This is a genomic window from Mucilaginibacter gotjawali, from assembly GCF_002355435.1.
In the GTDB taxonomy this organism is placed as follows: Bacteria; Bacteroidota; Bacteroidia; order Sphingobacteriales; family Sphingobacteriaceae; genus Mucilaginibacter; species Mucilaginibacter gotjawali.
Map to the genome: position 1 here is coordinate 2,748,433 of NZ_AP017313.1, position 16,072 is coordinate 2,764,504.

The 16,072-nt window shown below is 43.0% G+C and carries 13 protein-coding genes; 11 read left to right on the forward strand and 2 right to left on the reverse strand.

Features of this window, described 5'->3' with window-relative positions:
* Nucleotides 1–52: 52 nt before the first annotated feature.
* Together MgSA37_RS12325 and MgSA37_RS12330 are read right to left on the reverse strand one after the other, a co-directional pair.
* Nucleotides 53–1,066, reverse strand: coding sequence for a cytochrome d ubiquinol oxidase subunit II (locus tag MgSA37_RS12325; protein WP_096352282.1), 1,014 nt, complete (start codon nucleotides 1,064–1,066; stop codon nucleotides 53–55).
* Nucleotides 1,067–1,076: 10 nt separating this feature from the next.
* Nucleotides 1,077–2,384 carry a cytochrome ubiquinol oxidase subunit I gene (locus MgSA37_RS12330; RefSeq protein ID WP_096352283.1) on the reverse strand — a complete coding sequence of 436 codons (1,308 nt, stop codon included), beginning with the start codon at nucleotides 2,382–2,384 and terminating at the stop codon, nucleotides 1,077–1,079.
* A gap of 200 nt (nucleotides 2,385–2,584) precedes the next feature.
* On the opposite strand from MgSA37_RS12330, the gene MgSA37_RS12335 reads away from it, so the two are divergent.
* The 11 genes from MgSA37_RS12335 to MgSA37_RS12385 all read left to right on the forward strand — a co-directional run bounded on the left by MgSA37_RS12335 (nucleotide 2,585) and on the right by MgSA37_RS12385 (nucleotide 16,025).
* Complete coding sequence (locus tag MgSA37_RS12335) at nucleotides 2,585–3,133, forward strand: hypothetical protein (RefSeq protein WP_157750552.1); 549 nt, start codon at nucleotides 2,585–2,587, stop codon at nucleotides 3,131–3,133.
* A 318-nt stretch (nucleotides 3,134–3,451) separates the two neighbouring features.
* Nucleotides 3,452–4,348: a transporter family protein gene (locus tag MgSA37_RS12340; protein WP_096352286.1), complete on the forward strand. Its 897-nt coding sequence runs from the start codon at nucleotides 3,452–3,454 to the stop codon at nucleotides 4,346–4,348.
* A gap of 8 nt (nucleotides 4,349–4,356) precedes the next feature.
* Entirely contained in the window at nucleotides 4,357–5,916 is a 1,560-nt protein-coding gene (locus tag MgSA37_RS12345) for a phosphatase PAP2 family protein (protein WP_096352288.1), read from the forward strand.
* Nucleotides 5,917–6,030: 114 nt separating this feature from the next.
* Nucleotides 6,031–7,131, forward strand: a complete 1,101-nt coding sequence (locus tag MgSA37_RS12350; RefSeq protein ID WP_172885319.1) for a hypothetical protein — start codon at nucleotides 6,031–6,033, stop codon at nucleotides 7,129–7,131.
* Nucleotides 7,132–7,281: 150 nt separating this feature from the next.
* Nucleotides 7,282–8,349, forward strand: coding sequence for a cobalamin-independent methionine synthase II family protein (locus MgSA37_RS12355; RefSeq protein WP_096352289.1), 1,068 nt, complete (start codon nucleotides 7,282–7,284; stop codon nucleotides 8,347–8,349).
* Between the two features lie 46 nt (nucleotides 8,350–8,395).
* Nucleotides 8,396–9,181 (forward strand): hypothetical protein, encoded by a 786-nt coding sequence (locus tag MgSA37_RS12360; RefSeq protein ID WP_096352291.1) that lies wholly within the window; start codon nucleotides 8,396–8,398, stop codon nucleotides 9,179–9,181.
* Between the two features lie 135 nt (nucleotides 9,182–9,316).
* A complete protein-coding gene (locus MgSA37_RS12365; protein WP_096352292.1) occupies nucleotides 9,317–9,781 on the forward strand; it encodes a RidA family protein in 465 nt (154 codons plus the stop codon).
* 84 nt (nucleotides 9,782–9,865) lie between these two features.
* Entirely contained in the window at nucleotides 9,866–10,981 is a 1,116-nt protein-coding gene (locus tag MgSA37_RS12370) for a D-TA family PLP-dependent enzyme (protein WP_096352294.1), read from the forward strand.
* Nucleotides 10,982–11,058: 77 nt separating this feature from the next.
* The gene (locus tag MgSA37_RS12375; protein WP_096352295.1) at nucleotides 11,059–12,129 is read left to right on the forward strand and encodes a dipeptidase; all 1,071 of its coding nucleotides are present in this window, start codon (nucleotides 11,059–11,061) and stop codon (nucleotides 12,127–12,129) included.
* Nucleotides 12,130–12,418: 289 nt separating this feature from the next.
* Nucleotides 12,419–13,288: a hypothetical protein gene (locus MgSA37_RS12380; RefSeq protein ID WP_157750554.1), complete on the forward strand. Its 870-nt coding sequence runs from the start codon at nucleotides 12,419–12,421 to the stop codon at nucleotides 13,286–13,288.
* A 139-nt stretch (nucleotides 13,289–13,427) separates the two neighbouring features.
* Nucleotides 13,428–16,025, forward strand: a complete 2,598-nt coding sequence (locus MgSA37_RS12385) for an MGH1-like glycoside hydrolase domain-containing protein (RefSeq protein WP_096352298.1) — start codon at nucleotides 13,428–13,430, stop codon at nucleotides 16,023–16,025.
* The last annotated feature ends 47 nt before the right edge of the window (nucleotides 16,026–16,072 follow it).

A 16,072-nucleotide genomic window follows, 5' to 3' on the forward strand; every position in this document is an offset into this window, starting at 1 on the left:
AACCCGTATATTTTGAAAATTCCGGTAATTCTTTAATTCGAAAAATTCGAGTTCAGACAACGTCATTCTTCTTCTGAAAACTATAGTACAGGTAAAACAGGGAGGGTAATATCAAAAAGCTGCCGATAAAAAGCGCCCAGCCCAGGTCGTCAATAGTTTTATTGGGGGCATGGAGTGACATCAGCGATAGGTTTTGCCCGCCTTTTATCATGATAAAATAGGGATAGTGCATATAGCCAACAGCTAAAAGTATCATAGTGACCTGAAAACCGGCGAATATCCGGATGATCTTTTTTTTGCCGCGACTGATCAAAACCCACAGTAAAATAAGGGAAATAGTGGCGGCAATTACGGCAGTAAGGCTTACGGAGTTGCCGAAAATCCAGTGTGCCAGCCGTACATTTTCAAATCCGGCAGCAATGAATACCATACCGCCAAAAATCACCGCGATGATATTCATGTATTTTGCTTTTTTGATAAAACGTTTGGCGTCTTTATCATCGTCAGCTTCACCAATCAGGTAAATGGCGGCAAGGTATCCGCTTAATGCTACGGTAAACAGGCCTACCGCAACAGAAAAATAGTTGAGCCAGCTGAATATATACCCGGCAACAAAACTTGCAGGATGCAGGTCGATTTGCCTTGAAATGGCGCTGCCGGCAATTATCCCTAAAAACAATGGCGTAATGAAACTGGAGTAAACGAAGATATGGTTATAAAGATTTTGAGTTCGTTCGCCCTTTACCGCATCATAACTCCTGAAAGCGAATGCTGTGCCCCGCGCGGTAATCTCCATCAGCATCACCAGTAAAGGAATATGCAGGTAAGTGCACATCTGGCTGTATATTACAGGGAAGCCCACAAAAAGGATCACAACAGCAATAATGAGCCACATATGGTTGGCTTCCCATATAGGGCCGATGGCCTGGTACATGGTTTTACGGGTTTGCTGCCGGTTTTTTTCTGACGTGAACAGTTCAATTATCCCCGCCCCAAAATCAGCCCCGCCAAGCAGAAAATAAAGCACGATGGCTAAAAACAGGAAGGCAATTACAACATACAGCATAAATATCAAATTAACGGTCGTACAATTCGGGTACCATTTTTATCTGGCGGCTTAATAAAACGATCACCGCGATACTTAAAGTAAAATAGACCGCGGTAAAAAGGTAAAATGAATAATGAATGCCCGGCATAGGAGTAACGGCCTGGCTGGTACGCATAATGCCCTGGATAATCCACGGCTGGCGGCCAACTTCAGTAACTGTCCAGCCGGCTTCAACAGCAATAAAACCAAATGGCGTGGCCCATATAAAAAGATTAAGAAACCATTTTTTGGACAACCAGCTTCTTTTCTTCCATAATGCCGTAAAATAAATCAAGCCCAAAAGCATCATTGCAGAGCCTATGGCGATCATTAATTCAAAAGCAAGATGGGTAATGGTAACAGGGGGCTGGTTTTGAACCGGGATTTTATCCAGCCCATTAACAGGTTCTTTAAAATTATCATGTACTAAAAAGCTTAACAAACCAGGAATCTCGATACCATAATTAACCTTTTTAGCGGCCGTATCCGGAATTCCGCCAATAACCAGCGGAGAATAGGGTACGGTGTGATAGTAAGCTTCCATTGCACCCAGCTTGGCTGGTTGGGTTTTATAGGCATTCTTCGCAGACAAATCGCCGCTAAATGGTTGCAAAATAGCGGCAACCGCACCAAATATGATAGCAATTTTAAATGCTTTTGTATGGAAGAGAATGTTCTTTTTCATGGCAATCATTAGCGCGTGGATACCTGCAACCGCAAAGCCGGTAGCCGAAAATGCAGCCAGGCTCATGTGCAGCGCTTCGGTAAACCACGAACCATTGAACATAGCTTTAATAGGATCGATATTTAAGTATTGGCCGTTTACAAAATCAAAACCCGTTGGATTGTTCATCCAGGAGTTGGCAGAAACTACCAGTATACCCGAAATGATCCCGCTTATGCCAACAATCAGGCCCGTAAATAAATGGAACCATTTATTGAACCGGTTCCATCCGTAAAGGAAAAATCCAAGCGCTATCGCTTCAATAAAAAAGGCTACACCTTCAAGGGAAAATGGCATGCCAAAAATAGGCCCGGCGTGTTCCATGAATTTTGGCCACAAAAGGCCAAGCTCAAACGAAAGGATAGTCCCGGATACCGCGCCGGTAGCAAAAAAAATAGCTACGCCTTTGCTCCATGCCTGTGTAATGTTTTTATATACGGGGTCTCCCGTCTTTATCCATTTATAATGAGATACTGCCATAAAAAGTGGCATAACCATGCCTACACATGAATAAATAATGTGAAATCCCAGCGAAATAGCCATTTGCGAACGCGCCGCTAAAAAATCATTCATATTTAATTTGTAATGAGCCGCTAAATAACATGTTGCAAATATAACCCCCACTAAATTAAACGGTTGCTAAAAACAACAACTATTGCTATATAGAATAGTTCTAAAATATTATATGGAATTATTCTAAAATATTTTACAATTCAGAAAATTATTATTTAATTTACAGCAAACTATTATAAACTCAGGATAATCAGGTTTACTTGAAACGATTATTTGCCATCATATTATTGAGTGTTCACCTGTTTAACTTAGGTGGGTACGCTTTGTTTTACCAATATTTTATCCACCAGGCGGATGCCCAGATGGTTAAAGAGGTATACAATGATAAAATAAATGATTCAAGGTTTATAGAGCTAAAGGTCCCCGTTCATATGCCAACAATAACCGATTGGACAGAATACGAAGTTGTAGCAGGCCAGGTTCAATTGAAGAATGCCTATTACAACTATGTAAAGCTGAAAATGACAAGAGACACCATGTATTTTATTTGCTTGCCAAATACTGCCAAAACACGGTTAGTGGCTGCAAATATTATTACTGCCAAAGAAATAAGTGATGTCCCTATGAGCAAGAAAGGCGAACAGGGAATGAAGAAGTTAAGCACTTCCGACGAATACAGCCTGCCTGTTTTCAAATATCATTATGCAGCGTTTGAAACGCTGGTTAAACCTTGTTGCAAAAGTGTTGCCGTTGGTTTACACAATCCTTATATCGAATCTCCGGGCAAACCGCCCAATTTCATCAGCTAATATTGCTGTTTTTTTGACCCTTTGTACCTGCCTGAATATTGACTATCGCGGCTGGTAAATGCAATTTATTTTTAGCAAAAAGCTTGTTTGAGGCCATTTGATATGCGCTTAATACTGGTTTTACCTGTCCGCCTGCGGATCAGAGGGTTTTTTTTAACAGCTGATCTCTGGCTTGTGATCATCAATTAAATCACCGAGGCTGCGAACTACTATTTCGCTGGCATCGAAACAACATGCATTAACCCTTTTATTTTAACCTTTTATAATTATCAAATGATGAAACCTTTACGTCTATATTTTTATAGATCCTGTTTAACGGTGTTTTTATTAACGTCGCTGGGCCAAATTACCCAAGCTCAAACTGATGCGGATGCATTGATGATCCCCAAAAATATGTTTTGCGCAGTGGCTAGTTTCGACCACAGCAGCTGGACCAATTATTGGGAAGGTACCTTTAAGCGTAACAACTTAAATATCGGCACCTTGTCTGCCAATTCGTATATGGCGATGGGCAATTATGGCATCACCAACAAGCTGGACCTTTTATTTACTGTTCCTTATGTTACCACTAATGCTACTTCCGGAACGCTTAAGGGCCAAAGCGGTTTCCAGGATCTTACACTTACGCTAAAATACCTGGCTTTTCAAACAGAAATAGGAAAAGGGATTTTTAGTGTACACGCAATTCTTTCGGGTACACTACCTCTTAGTAATTATGAACCTAATTTTTTACCGGTATCTATCGGTCTTCATTCACAAACAGCGTCTCTCCGCGGATTGGTTAATTACCAAACAGGCAGGTTTTTTGTTGCCGGAGCGGCTCAATATGTTCAACGCAGTGACATTACTATAGACCAGAATGCATACTACACCACTCAAATGATTTACAGCAACAGGGTGTACATGCCAAATGTTAATAACCTTTTGTTTAGTGCAGGCTACCGAAGCCTTAAATTAAATATCGAGGGTATTGTTTCACAAACCACCACTTTAGGCGGATTTGACATCCGTAAAAACGATATGCCTTTTCCAAGCAACAGGATGAATTTTACCACAGCAGGTGGCCTGGTAAAATATAGCTTCGATGGCGTTACCGGCCTGGAACTGACTGCCGGTGGAAACTACGTTTTAAAAGGCCGCAATGTTGGCCAAAGCACCGATTTTTTCGGCGCGGTGCAATATGTATTTGACTTTAACAAAAAACACGCTAAATAAATTTAACCATGAAAAGACGATTACTTAATTTTTTACCGCTGATAATAATTGCAGCCGTAGTTTTTTTAGGGTCATGCAGTAAAGAGATTATTGACCGTACAAGTACCTTCCAGGCCCTTAAACCATCAAATGAGGACGTGAACGCGGATACCTGGAAAACTGTTTTAATAGCAAATCCAGGTGCATTTACTGTAGCGGCGCCAGATGCTATTAATTCGGCGGCCTATACTGCCGATGTTAATGAGGTAAAATCCTATCAGAATAATTTAAGCGATGATCAAAAGGCCATCATCGCCTATTGGAGCGCCGGCGCCGTTTTGCGCTGGAATGAAATTTTACGCGAACTGGTGGCGAAATACAATTTACCGCCATACCAGAACCCGGACGGTACCTATCCATTCCCGAGTTCAGCAAACCCTTTTGCTTATCCGGAATTTCCATTTTCAAACCCGCCCTATGCCGCCCGCGCTTATGCTTACGTAAGCGCAGCACAATATGATGCCTTGGTAACCGCATACCATTTTAAAAACCTTTATAAACGGGCTGCGGTATATAAAAATGTTCCGTCAATTGTTCCGGTTACCCCTAAATCATCCTTGTATTCTTATCCGAGTGAAGATGCTGTTATAGCAGGCGCAACAGTAGAAATGTTAAAGTTTTTATTCCCGACAGAGGTTAATTATATACAGCAAAAGGCAAATGAAGAAATGCAGTACCGGATTATGGCCGGTGCGAACGTTCGCGGAGAACTTACTGCCGGACAAACTTTAGGTTCGCAGGTGGCTGATGTGTTTGTTGCCCGCGGCAAAACCGACCGTGCAGGCAAGGCCATTGGTTCGGCACCCGAATGGCTATCGTTACAAACCAATGCAACTTCAAGGGGTGACCAATATTGGACGAGCCTTGAAACACCAGCAAGGCCGCCTATGCTGCCCCTATTTGGTAAAGTGCTTCCGTTTTTGTTTGATACTTTAACTGTTGTATCGTTGCGCCCGGCTCCGCCGTTTCTGGCAGGTTCTGATGCCTTTAAGGCAGAAGCAGCAGAAGTGCTTTCCTATAGCAAGAACCCCACCCGGGAACACCAGGCCCAGGTGGAATTTTGGGCAGATGGTGCCGGTACCTATACGCCGCCCGGCCATTGGAACGCCATCGCTGAAACTGAATTCGTTCAGCAACATTATAGTGAAGTACGTTGGGCGCGCAATTACGCTTTATTAAATATAGCCGAAATGGATGCAGCTATATGTTGCTGGGATACCAAATACTTTTACTTTAATATGAGGCCAAGCCAGGCTAACCCGCAAATTAAAACATTAACAGGGATACCAAACTTCCCGTCGTACACCTCGGGGCACTCCAATTTCAGTGGTGCTGCTGCTGCGGTTTTAACTTATCTGCTGCCTGACAGGGGAAGCAAGTTTACCGACCTGGCACAGCAGGCCTCAATGTCGAGACTGTATGGTGCAATACATTACCGCAGCGATTGCCAGGTTGGCCTGGTAACCGGTGCAAAAGTTGGCCAATACGCTGTTCAATGGGCGCAGTCGGATGGTGCAGGTGTAAAATAATAAGATATAGTTGATTAATAAACCCTTTTGAAGGTGGGTTAAGGCTCCGGTAAAACGGAGCCTTTTAAAAACTTTAACATTTAAGCTTAAAAAAAATAATATCAGAAAAACCAAATGAAAATAACTATAAAAATACTTTTCGGAATTTGCTTATACTTTTTATTTACGCAAAACAACATTTTTGCACAGGGTTGCGTGGCCATCAGGAGTACGGGTGGGCTTTGTACAATGGCTGAACACCCGGATAGCCTTGCCCCGCAAGGCAGTTGGTTGTTTAATGCAAATACACGCTATTTCAGGTCATTCAGGCATTTTGTTGGTAAACAAGAGCAATTCCAGCGTATTGCACAGGGCACAAACGTAATCAATCATGCTTTTACTGAGGATTTTTCATTAACACGCAATTTTAATAATCGCTGGTCTATGGCGTTTGATATTCCGATTATTTCAAATAGCAGATCATCACTTTATGAGCATGGCGGATCACAGCGCCACAATACCTATGCCTCGGGTGTCGGCGACATTACCCTTGTAGGTTTCGGATGGTTGTTGAACCCTGCCAAAGCACATAAAGGCAATATCCAATTAGGCCTGGGTATTAAATTACCAACCGGAAATGATAACGCGCAAAGTTATTTTTATAACGTTGGGCCAAATGGGTCAAAACGTTTAGGCCCTGTCGATCAGTCTATCCAGCCGGGTGATGGCGGAACAGGATTAATAACTGAGGTGAACGCATTTTACAATTTTACCCACAGCTTTGGTTTTTACGGAACATTTTTCTACCTGATGAATCCGCAGGATGTCAATGGCGTATCTACCGCGCGCGGCGGTACACCAAGTGCCAATTCAATGCTTGTAACGAGTGATGTAATGAGTATTCCGGACCAAATAATGGCTAGAACGGGATTTAGCCTGGGTGTAAACCATTTTGATTTTTCAGCAGGTGCACGTTATGAATGCCTGCCTTCTCATGACCTGATTGGTGGCAGCGACGGTTTCAGAAGGCCGGGATGGATTTTGTCAGCTGAACCAGGCGTTAATTACCGGATGAAAAACGTATCGGTATATGCCTATTTGCCTATTGCTATTTTAAGGGATCGCACACAAAGCGTAGCTGATATCAGAACAACAGAGTTAACAGGAAATTATACGCATGGCGATGCTGCTTTTGCCGATTACGTTGTTAACGTAGGGATTAGTGTGAAATTTTAATTGAATCTTTTTAATAAAGCCCCATAAAACGGGGCTTTATTAAATATAATGAAGCCAGGTACTATAAGAAACGAATAATTTTAAATATCGGATCCCGAACAAGATTAAGGAGTTTACATTAATTAACACCATATCAAATTTAAAGATCTTATGAAAATACCTACCGAACCCATTGGAAGCATCCCCCGGCCTGCCGGGTTAATAGCTGCAATTACAGCCCCGGCTGACGGCGCGGACTTAACAGCACTGTATGCCAATGCTATTAGTGATACATTAACAGAGTTAGAAAAAACAGGATCGCCTGTAATAACTGATGGAGAGCAAACAAAATCGAGTTTCGCAACTTACCCGCTTGAGGGGCTCACAAATTTAGCTGCGGAGGGCATGGTGATCAATTTTGAGGATGGTCATTCCCGGCAGTTGCCGTTATTAACAAGCGGGCCGTTCAAATACGGAAAGTATGCTGTGGAGTATCTTAAAGCTGCGCAAAAACAAACAAATTTACCTGTTAAACAGGCTGTTATCTCGGCATCGGCGCTCAGCCTGATTTATCCTCAAAATGGTATAGCTGGTTATACCCAGGCCGAATTTATGGCCGACCTGTTGAACGAATGTGAAAAAGATATCAGGCAGTGCCTGGAACAAGGCGCTTATAAAGTTCAGATGGACTTTACCGAGGGCAGGCTATCCCTTAAACTTGATCCGTCGGGCGGCGTGTTAAAGCATTTTATAGATGTTAATAACCAGGTATTCGACCGGTTTACCAAAGAAGAACAGCAAAAGTTGGGCGTGCATGTTTGCCCCGGTGGCGATCATGACTCTACCCATAGCGCTGATATAGATTATGCGGATTTTTTGCCGGATCTTTTTGAATTGCATGTTGGCAGCTTTTATTTACAGCTGGCAAGCGAACCGGATAGAGTGAAAGTTTTAAAAATAATTAAGCAGTATCTCAAGCCTGGGCAGACAGCGTTTATTGGTGTGATAGATGTGCTTAATCCCACAATTGAAACAAGTGAAACAGTGAAAGAAAGGGTACTGGAAGCGGCAGAATATATCCCCTTAAACCAATTGGGGACTACCGACGATTGCGGCTTTTCGCCATTTTGCGATGATGTATCCACGACGCGTGAAATAGCTTTTGCTAAAATAAAAGCCCGTGTTGAAGGAACGAAGCTTGCAGAAGAAAAATTGTTTGCGGAGATAGTGAAGGTTTAATTAGCACATTTAATTTAGAAAGCGACCAACAAAATATTTTAACAGCATGTTGACGAACGAGAAGAATATATATTATACCCTCCGTATTGCGGCGGCTATGTGTTTTATTGGGCATGGCGCGTTTGGGATAATTACCAAGGAGATTTGGTGCAATTATTTCGGGGTATTTGGCATAGGCCATGCTATGGCATACAAATTAATGCCCTGGTTGGGCTCTTTCGATATTTTGTGTGGGTTATCTTTATTAATATATCCTACATGGGCGATTGTCGGCTGGCTGGTTATATGGGGAGCTATAACCGCTTTTTTAAGGCCCATGTCAGGCGAACCATTCGCTGAATTTATCGAACGGGCGGGCAATTTTGGCGCGCCATTGATTCTTTTAATTTTATACAACCGCAGCGGTGATAACGTAAGCTGGTTTGCTAAAATTGATCCTGTTAAAGAATACAACAGCGATAACCTCGGTATGTCTGTTAAATGCTTAAAGGTTATTGTCTTCCTTTTAATCATAGGGCATGGCTGGCTCAATTTGATAGAAAAGAAAGGTCTTATCGGGCAATATTCATCGTTGGGATTTTCTAATCCGGCACTTACGGCGCAAATAGTTGGCGTTTTTGAGGCTTTATTGGCTATTACAATATTAATAAAGCCCATACGCCCGGTTGTTCTTGCGCTATTGGCTTGGAAAATGGCTACCGAACTTTTTTATCCGCATTGGGAATTGTTTGAGTGGATTGAGCGGGGCGGTAGCTACGGTACTATACTGGCTTTGTGGTTTGCATTACCCCGGTTCTCGTTAAACCTAAGAAATAAGTTAATTACTACATGATTATGTTTAGCGTTAATTGGGATTTAACGCAGGCATAATCGTTCCATTTTATCGAGTTGATTGTTTTGATTTAAAGAAAAGCCGGGCGTGAGATACCCGGCTTTTTATTTATGTTTGCTTTTAAATTAACTAAAAATGAATACTCCCGAAGAAAATTTCAACAGTCTTGGCCTTAACTTACCGCCCGCCCCAAAACCTCTTGGCGTTTATAAACCGTGTTTAGTTGATGGGAAATACTTATACGTTTCGGGCCATGGCACGGTGAAGGATGATGGCACGTTAATTATCGGTCGTATAGGTGATACAATTACACCAGAAGAAGGGAAACTGGCGGCCCGCCAGGTCGGCCTTGCCATACTGGCCACTATAAAAGCTAATTTGGGAAGCCTTGATAAGGTGAAACGCGTGATAAAAGTATTGGGTATGGTGAATTGTACGCCTGATTTTGAAAAACATCCATTTATTATAAATGGCTGCAGTGAGCTTTTTGCGAAAGTTTGGGGCGAAGATAATGGTATCGGTGTTCGCAGCGCAGTGGGGATGGGTTCGTTACCCGACAACATTCCAGTGGAAATTGAGGCTTTATTTGAGTTGTTTTAGGAAGTCCGAAAGTCCGAAAAGACCGGAAGTCCGAAAGAAAGAGTTTAAAAGTTAGAAATTTACTTCCCCGGCTATAATTCAATCATGACAGAAAAAGAATGGTATATCATCGGTGACGTTGACCAACTGGATACCCCGGCATTGGTTGTTTATCCCGGCAGGGTAAAACATAATATTGCTTTGGTTAAAAGTATGATAGATGACGTTGGGCGTTTGCGCCCCCATGTTAAAACCTATAAAAACATGGAGGTTACAAGGCTGATGCTGGACGCCGGGATTACCAAATTTAAATGCGCCACCATTGCCGAAGCAGAAATGCTGGGTATGTGCAAAGCGCCGGATGTTTTGCTGGCTTATCAGCCGGTAGGGCCAAAGCTTAAACGTTTTGTAAAGCTGATATTAACTTACCCGGACACGAAATATGCCTGCGTAATTGACAATATTCATGCGGCAACTGAAATATCTTTAATCGCTGTAAACAACAACATTGTCATCCCGGTTTATATTGATTTGAATGTGGGGATGAACCGAACAGGGATTTCGCCGGGAAATGACGCCAGGTTGCTTTATATGGAGTGTGCACACCTGCCCGGTATAATACCTGTAGGTTTGCATGCTTATGACGGCCATATTCATGATGAGGATATCAATACCCGTACCCGGAAATGCAACGAATGTTTTGAACCAATAGCCCGGTTACAAGCCGACCTGAAACATAAAGGCTATCCTGAACCTGTGATTGTTGCAGGCGGATCGCCGACATTTCCTATCCACGCAAAAAGAGAAAATATAGAATGCAGCCCCGGAACGTTTGTTTACTGGGATAAAGGATACCTGTCTGAATCAGCCGAACAAGAATTTTTAACTGCAGCATTGGTTGTTTCGAGGGTAATCTCCTTGCCTGATGAAACTAAGATATGTTTAGACCTCGGCCATAAGTCTGTCGCGGCAGAAAAAGAACTGGCAAAAAGGGTGTTATTCCTGAATGCACCTGAACTGATTATGCTGGGCCAGAGTGAAGAGCATTTGGTAGCAGAAGCAGGCAAAGGGCATAATTACATGGTAGGAGATGTTTTGTATGGTTTGCCGTACCATGTTTGCCCCAGCGTGGCTTTATACGAACGGGCTATCACTATAGAAAATCAGCAAATTACCGGCGAATGGAAAAATATTGCCAGGGATAGAAAGATAACCATTTAAAGTGAAAGCCGAAAGGCCACAGGTTTATAACTTAATCAACTCAATCCAATTTAATCAACCCAATCAACCGAAACACAATGTTCACCATTGATGCCCATTTAGACCTCAGCATGAACGCCCTTGAATGGAACAGGGACTTAAGAAAACCCGTTGCTGAAATTAACCGGCGCGAAGCTGGCATGACAGATAAACCCGACCGGGCCAGGGCGACGGTCTCGTTACCCGAATTACGCAAAGGCAACATTGGCCTGGTGGTAGCCACCCAGATAGCCCGTTACGTAGCGCCCGATAATCATTTACCAGGCTGGCATTCGCCTGAACAGGCCTGGGCGCAAACCAAGGGGCAGGTATCATGGTATAACGCCATGGAAGATGATGGCGAAATGGTGCAGATAAATGATTTGCAAAGCCTGGAAAAACATGTTGCTTTATGGAATGATGGTCAACCGAATGAAAATAAAGCGGTCGGCTATATTTTAAGCCTTGAGGGTGCAGATTCGATAGTAACGGTCGGTCATTTGGAGCGCGCCTATAACTACGGATTACGTGCTGTTGGTCCTGCTCATTATGGCCCGGGCCGTTATGCCAACGGGACGGACGCAACCGGGCACCTGGGGCAGAAAGGCTTTGAACTGTTAAAGGAAATGGAACGCCTGAACATCATACTGGATGCAACCCATTTGTGCGATGATGCTTTTTGGGATGCGTTGGATCTTTTTAGCGGACCTGTTTGGGCGAGTCATAACCTTTGCCGCGCTTTAGTGAACCACAACCGGCAATATAGTGATGAAATGATAAAAGCCCTGGTTGAACGGGGTGCGGTTATAGGCGCAGCGCTGGACGCGTGGATGATGGTGCCAAACTGGGTTAGGGGAGTATCCACACCGGAAGGAATGAACTGTAACATGGAAGTGATGGTTGACCATATCGATCGTATTTGCCAGGTTGCCGGAAATGCCTTGCATGTAGGTATGGGCACTGATCTTGATGGCGCTTTCGGACGCGAACAATGCCCTTATGACCTTGAAACAATTGCTGATCTGCAAAAAGTGCCTTCATTGTTAAAAAAACGTGGGTATTCGGATATAGACATCGAAAATATGATGCACGGTAACTGGCTTCGGTTTTTACGAAATGCCTGGAAATAAAACTGTAAAGATACCCCCCGAATTAATATTCGGGGGGTATCTTTTTTATACTAAATGTTTAAATTAAAAGTTAAATAGTTAGTATATTTAATTCCCTGTTTAATTTAAAGCAAAATTACCTCTTGTTACTTGCAATGGGTATACTTCTATTCAAAAATCAGCCCGAAAATAAACCGCCCCGGGCTGTGTATTCATCTTGATATTTTAATCAAGTCACCCTGATGAGTTTAGGCGATTTAATTGAGCTAAATAAAGCATATTTCTGTAACCGACTATTAATTCAATTGATATGAGAAACATTATGCTGTTTATTGATGATGTTGCCGGGGCAGAGGCCCTTGCAAAAAAGGCCTTAAAAATTGCATGTCAATGTAAGGCAAACCTGCAGCTTTGCAATGTTGCGGCAAACATGGCTCACAAAAAAGAGTTGGTAGGTCATAACGGGGATGATGATGAGTTTTTGGAGACAGATAAATTTGGATTGAAAGCGGATGAATTGGGGCAACAGCTTCAAGCAATTTATTATCCTGAAGGTACATTTATTCCGGCGGTTGAATACTGTGAGATAAGCAATTTTAACCCAGTAATCATAAAGGAAATGGTGGTTAAACATAACATCTGGCTGATCATTATGGATGAAAAGCAGCTTAGGCATATTAAAAACCAGGATACGGGTAATTATGCATTAAAAGAGATCAGTAGCTTAAATTGCCCGGTGCTGATAATGCCGGTAAAATTTGAGGTGAGTAACTTTAATAAAATTGCCTATGTTACCGACCTGAGGTATTGCGACTTTGGCGTAATAAGGTTTTTAAAGGTTTTTAATGCCGCTTTATTTGTTACCCATGTTTCAGCCCCCGGCCTGCCTGATATGGACGAGCGCTATGCACAGGAAATATTGGCCGAAGAGGTCTCCCTCAAAACCAATTACCTCAAAATGTTTCTGAGAAACATAAAAAACAGCATCAATATCAAAGCGCCGATCAATAAGGTTTTGGACTCCCTTGAAATAAAAATGTTTGCAATTGTAAATAAAAAACACCGCACATTTGAACGCCTTTTTGACAGTTTTCCAAAAAAAACGCAGGTATATCATAAATTACCCACGCTGATCTTCCCTTATTTAAACTGGTTTAACCAGTCGTCGTTTTATTCTTAAATAAATGATATCATTTGTTCACTCACGCTTTAATGATCCTTTAACGCAATTCGTTAAAGGGTTTTTTATTTTTCTTAGTTATTAATCAATTTGTCCTCAACAAAAGCGTGTATCTTGCCGTTACCTGTTACAATAAGATATGAATGCAGAACAAGCCAGATTAAAAGATCCTTTATGGAAAAAATGGGGACCTTATGTTAGTGACCGCCAATGGGGCACAGTACGCGAGGATTACAGCGCGGATGGCGACGCATGGAACAATATTACCCATGATATGGCCCGCAGCAAAGCGTACCGCTGGGGTGAGGAAGGGATTGGAGGGATCAGCGACAACGAACAGTTGCTTTGTTTTTCGGTTGCCCTTTGGAATAAAAAGGACCCTGTGCTTAAAGAACGTTATTTTGGCTTAAGCAATCCTGAAGGCAATCATGGCGAGGATGTAAAGGAATTATACTACTACCTGGATAATACCCCTACGCATTCGTACCAGAAAATGCTGTATAAGTATCCTCAAAATGAATACCCTTACGCCTGGCTGGTTGACGAAAATAAAAGGCGCGGCCGTAATGATCCGGAGTTTGAGCTGCTTGATACCGGCTTGTTTGACCAGGATGCCTATTTTGATGTTTTTATTGAATACGCTAAAAATACGCCTGATGACATCCTCATAAAAATAACCGTCCATAACAGGGGCAGCCAGGATGCGATGCTTAATGTGTTGCCAACCATATGGTTCCGTAATACCTGGGACTGGGGTTATTCTGACTATGTGCCGGAGCTTACCGCTGATTCACACGGGGTAATCGAAATTTACCACAAAGACCTTAAACAATACTGGTTAAATGCTGAAGGTTCGCCGGAAATGTTGTTTTGCAATAATGAAACAAATACCCGGCGATTATATAATTATGACGATGGCAAAGCATTTTATAAAGATGGCATCAATGACCATATTGTAAAAGGCGCGGATACCATTAACCCCAAAAAAACGGGTACAAAAGCCTGCGTTAATTATGAAGTAAATGTATTAGCAGAACAAAGTATTACGCTACGCTTAAGGTTATCAAAAGATGCTACCCTTGGTTTTGGGGATTTTGATGCATTATTTGATGCGCGCAAAGCGGAAGCCGATGAGTTCTATAAAGATATCCAGCTGGAGAATAAGGATGACGATCGCCGCATGGTGCAGCGCCAGGCTTTTGCTGGTATGTTATGGAGCAAGCAGTTTTATTATTACAATGTGCGCGAATGGGTAAACGGCGACCCCGGTCAGCCGAAACCACCCATGGAAAGAGCTGAACACCGCAACAGCAAATGGATGCATTTAAATACGCAGGATATTATTTCTATGCCTGATAAATGGGAGTACCCATGGTTCGCGTCGTGGGATCTGGCCTTTCACTGCCTGCCGCTGTCTACGCTGGATATGAACTTTGCCAAGCACCAGCTTACCCTGCTTATCCGCGACTGGTATATGCACCCTAACGGGCAGCTGCCTGCCTACGAATGGGATTTCGGCGACGCCAATCCGCCGGTACATGCTATGGTTACCTGGAGGATTTACCTGAAAGATAAAGCAGCTAACAACGGCAAAGGCGATACGCCCTTTTTGGAGCGCATCTTCCATAAACTGATGCTCAACTTTACATGGTGGGTAAACCGCAAGGATGCTATGGGGAATAATATTTTTGAAGGCGGATTTTTAGGCCTTGACAATATTGGCGTTTTTGACCGTAATGCACAGCTTTCTCCGGGTGAAACCCTTGAACAGGCAGATGGCAGCAGCTGGATGGCCACCTACTCGCTAAACCTGCTGCGTATTGCTGCTGAACTGGCCATAACCAACCCCGTTTACCGCGACATCGCCTCAAAGTTTTTTGAACACTTTATCTATATTGCCGGGGCCATTGCCAACCTTGGCCAAAACAATGAAGGTTTATGGGACGATACAGATGGCTTTTTTTATGATCAGCTGAGGTTGAACGATAACAGCATCCAAAAAATGCGCCTAAGGAGTATCGTGGGATTGATCCCATTGTTTGCCGCAGAGATTTTGGATGAAACTGATATTACCGAAAATCCGATCTTCCGCGACAGGTTGAATTGGTTTGCTGAAAACCGGCCCGACCTGGCTTCGCTGGTCTCACGCTGGGCCGAAACTAAAAGCCCGGGCAAACACCTGATCAGTTTGCTGCGCGGTTACCGTATGAAGTCGCTTTTGCGCTATTTGCTGGATGAAAATGAGTTTTTAAGTCCTTATGGCATCCGGTCACTCTCCAAACATTATTTAGATAATCCCTATTATATTAAAGTAGATGGAACCGGCTTTACCGTAAAATATACCCCTGCCGAAAGCGACAGCAGCCTGTTTGGCGGAAACAGCAACTGGCGGGGCCCCATATGGATGCCGATAAATTTTTTACTGATCGAAAGTCTGCATACTTTTTACCAGTATTATGGCGACGATTATAAAATTGAGTGCCCCACCAACTCAGGCAATTTTATGACGCTGCAGCAAGTAGCCAACGAGTTGTACAGGCGGATTAATAACTTGTTTTTGGTGGATAAAGACGGCAGGCGCGCCGTGTTCGGTCATTATACCAAAATGCAGACGGACCCCAACTTTAAAGATTATATCCTTTTTTACGAATACTTTGATGGCGATAATGGCAGGGGAGCAGGCGCCCCCCACCAAACCGGGTGGACGGGGCTGATCGCGGAATGTTTGTATAAGTAGTCCGAAAAGCCGGAAGCCGTCCTGCCAAAATATGGTGGTAAAACAGG

Coding starts and splice junctions, on each gene's coding strand:
- MgSA37_RS12345 (WP_096352288.1), top strand. CDS start 4,357: ATGAAAAGACGATTACTTAATTTTTTACCGCTGATAATAATTGCAGCC.
- MgSA37_RS12330 (WP_096352283.1), bottom strand. CDS start 2,384: ATGAATGATTTTTTAGCGGCGCGTTCGCAAATGGCTATTTCGCTGGGA.
- MgSA37_RS12360 (WP_096352291.1), top strand. CDS start 8,396: ATGTTGACGAACGAGAAGAATATATATTATACCCTCCGTATTGCGGCG.
- MgSA37_RS12350 (WP_172885319.1), top strand. CDS start 6,031: ATGAAAATAACTATAAAAATACTTTTCGGAATTTGCTTATACTTTTTA.
- MgSA37_RS12380 (WP_157750554.1), top strand. CDS start 12,419: ATGAGAAACATTATGCTGTTTATTGATGATGTTGCCGGGGCAGAGGCC.
- MgSA37_RS12375 (WP_096352295.1), top strand. CDS start 11,059: ATGTTCACCATTGATGCCCATTTAGACCTCAGCATGAACGCCCTTGAA.
- MgSA37_RS12365 (WP_096352292.1), top strand. CDS start 9,317: ATGAATACTCCCGAAGAAAATTTCAACAGTCTTGGCCTTAACTTACCG.
- MgSA37_RS12385 (WP_096352298.1), top strand. CDS start 13,428: ATGAATGCAGAACAAGCCAGATTAAAAGATCCTTTATGGAAAAAATGG.
- MgSA37_RS12355 (WP_096352289.1), top strand. CDS start 7,282: ATGAAAATACCTACCGAACCCATTGGAAGCATCCCCCGGCCTGCCGGG.
- MgSA37_RS12325 (WP_096352282.1), bottom strand. CDS start 1,066: ATGCTGTATGTTGTAATTGCCTTCCTGTTTTTAGCCATCGTGCTTTAT.
- MgSA37_RS12370 (WP_096352294.1), top strand. CDS start 9,866: ATGACAGAAAAAGAATGGTATATCATCGGTGACGTTGACCAACTGGAT.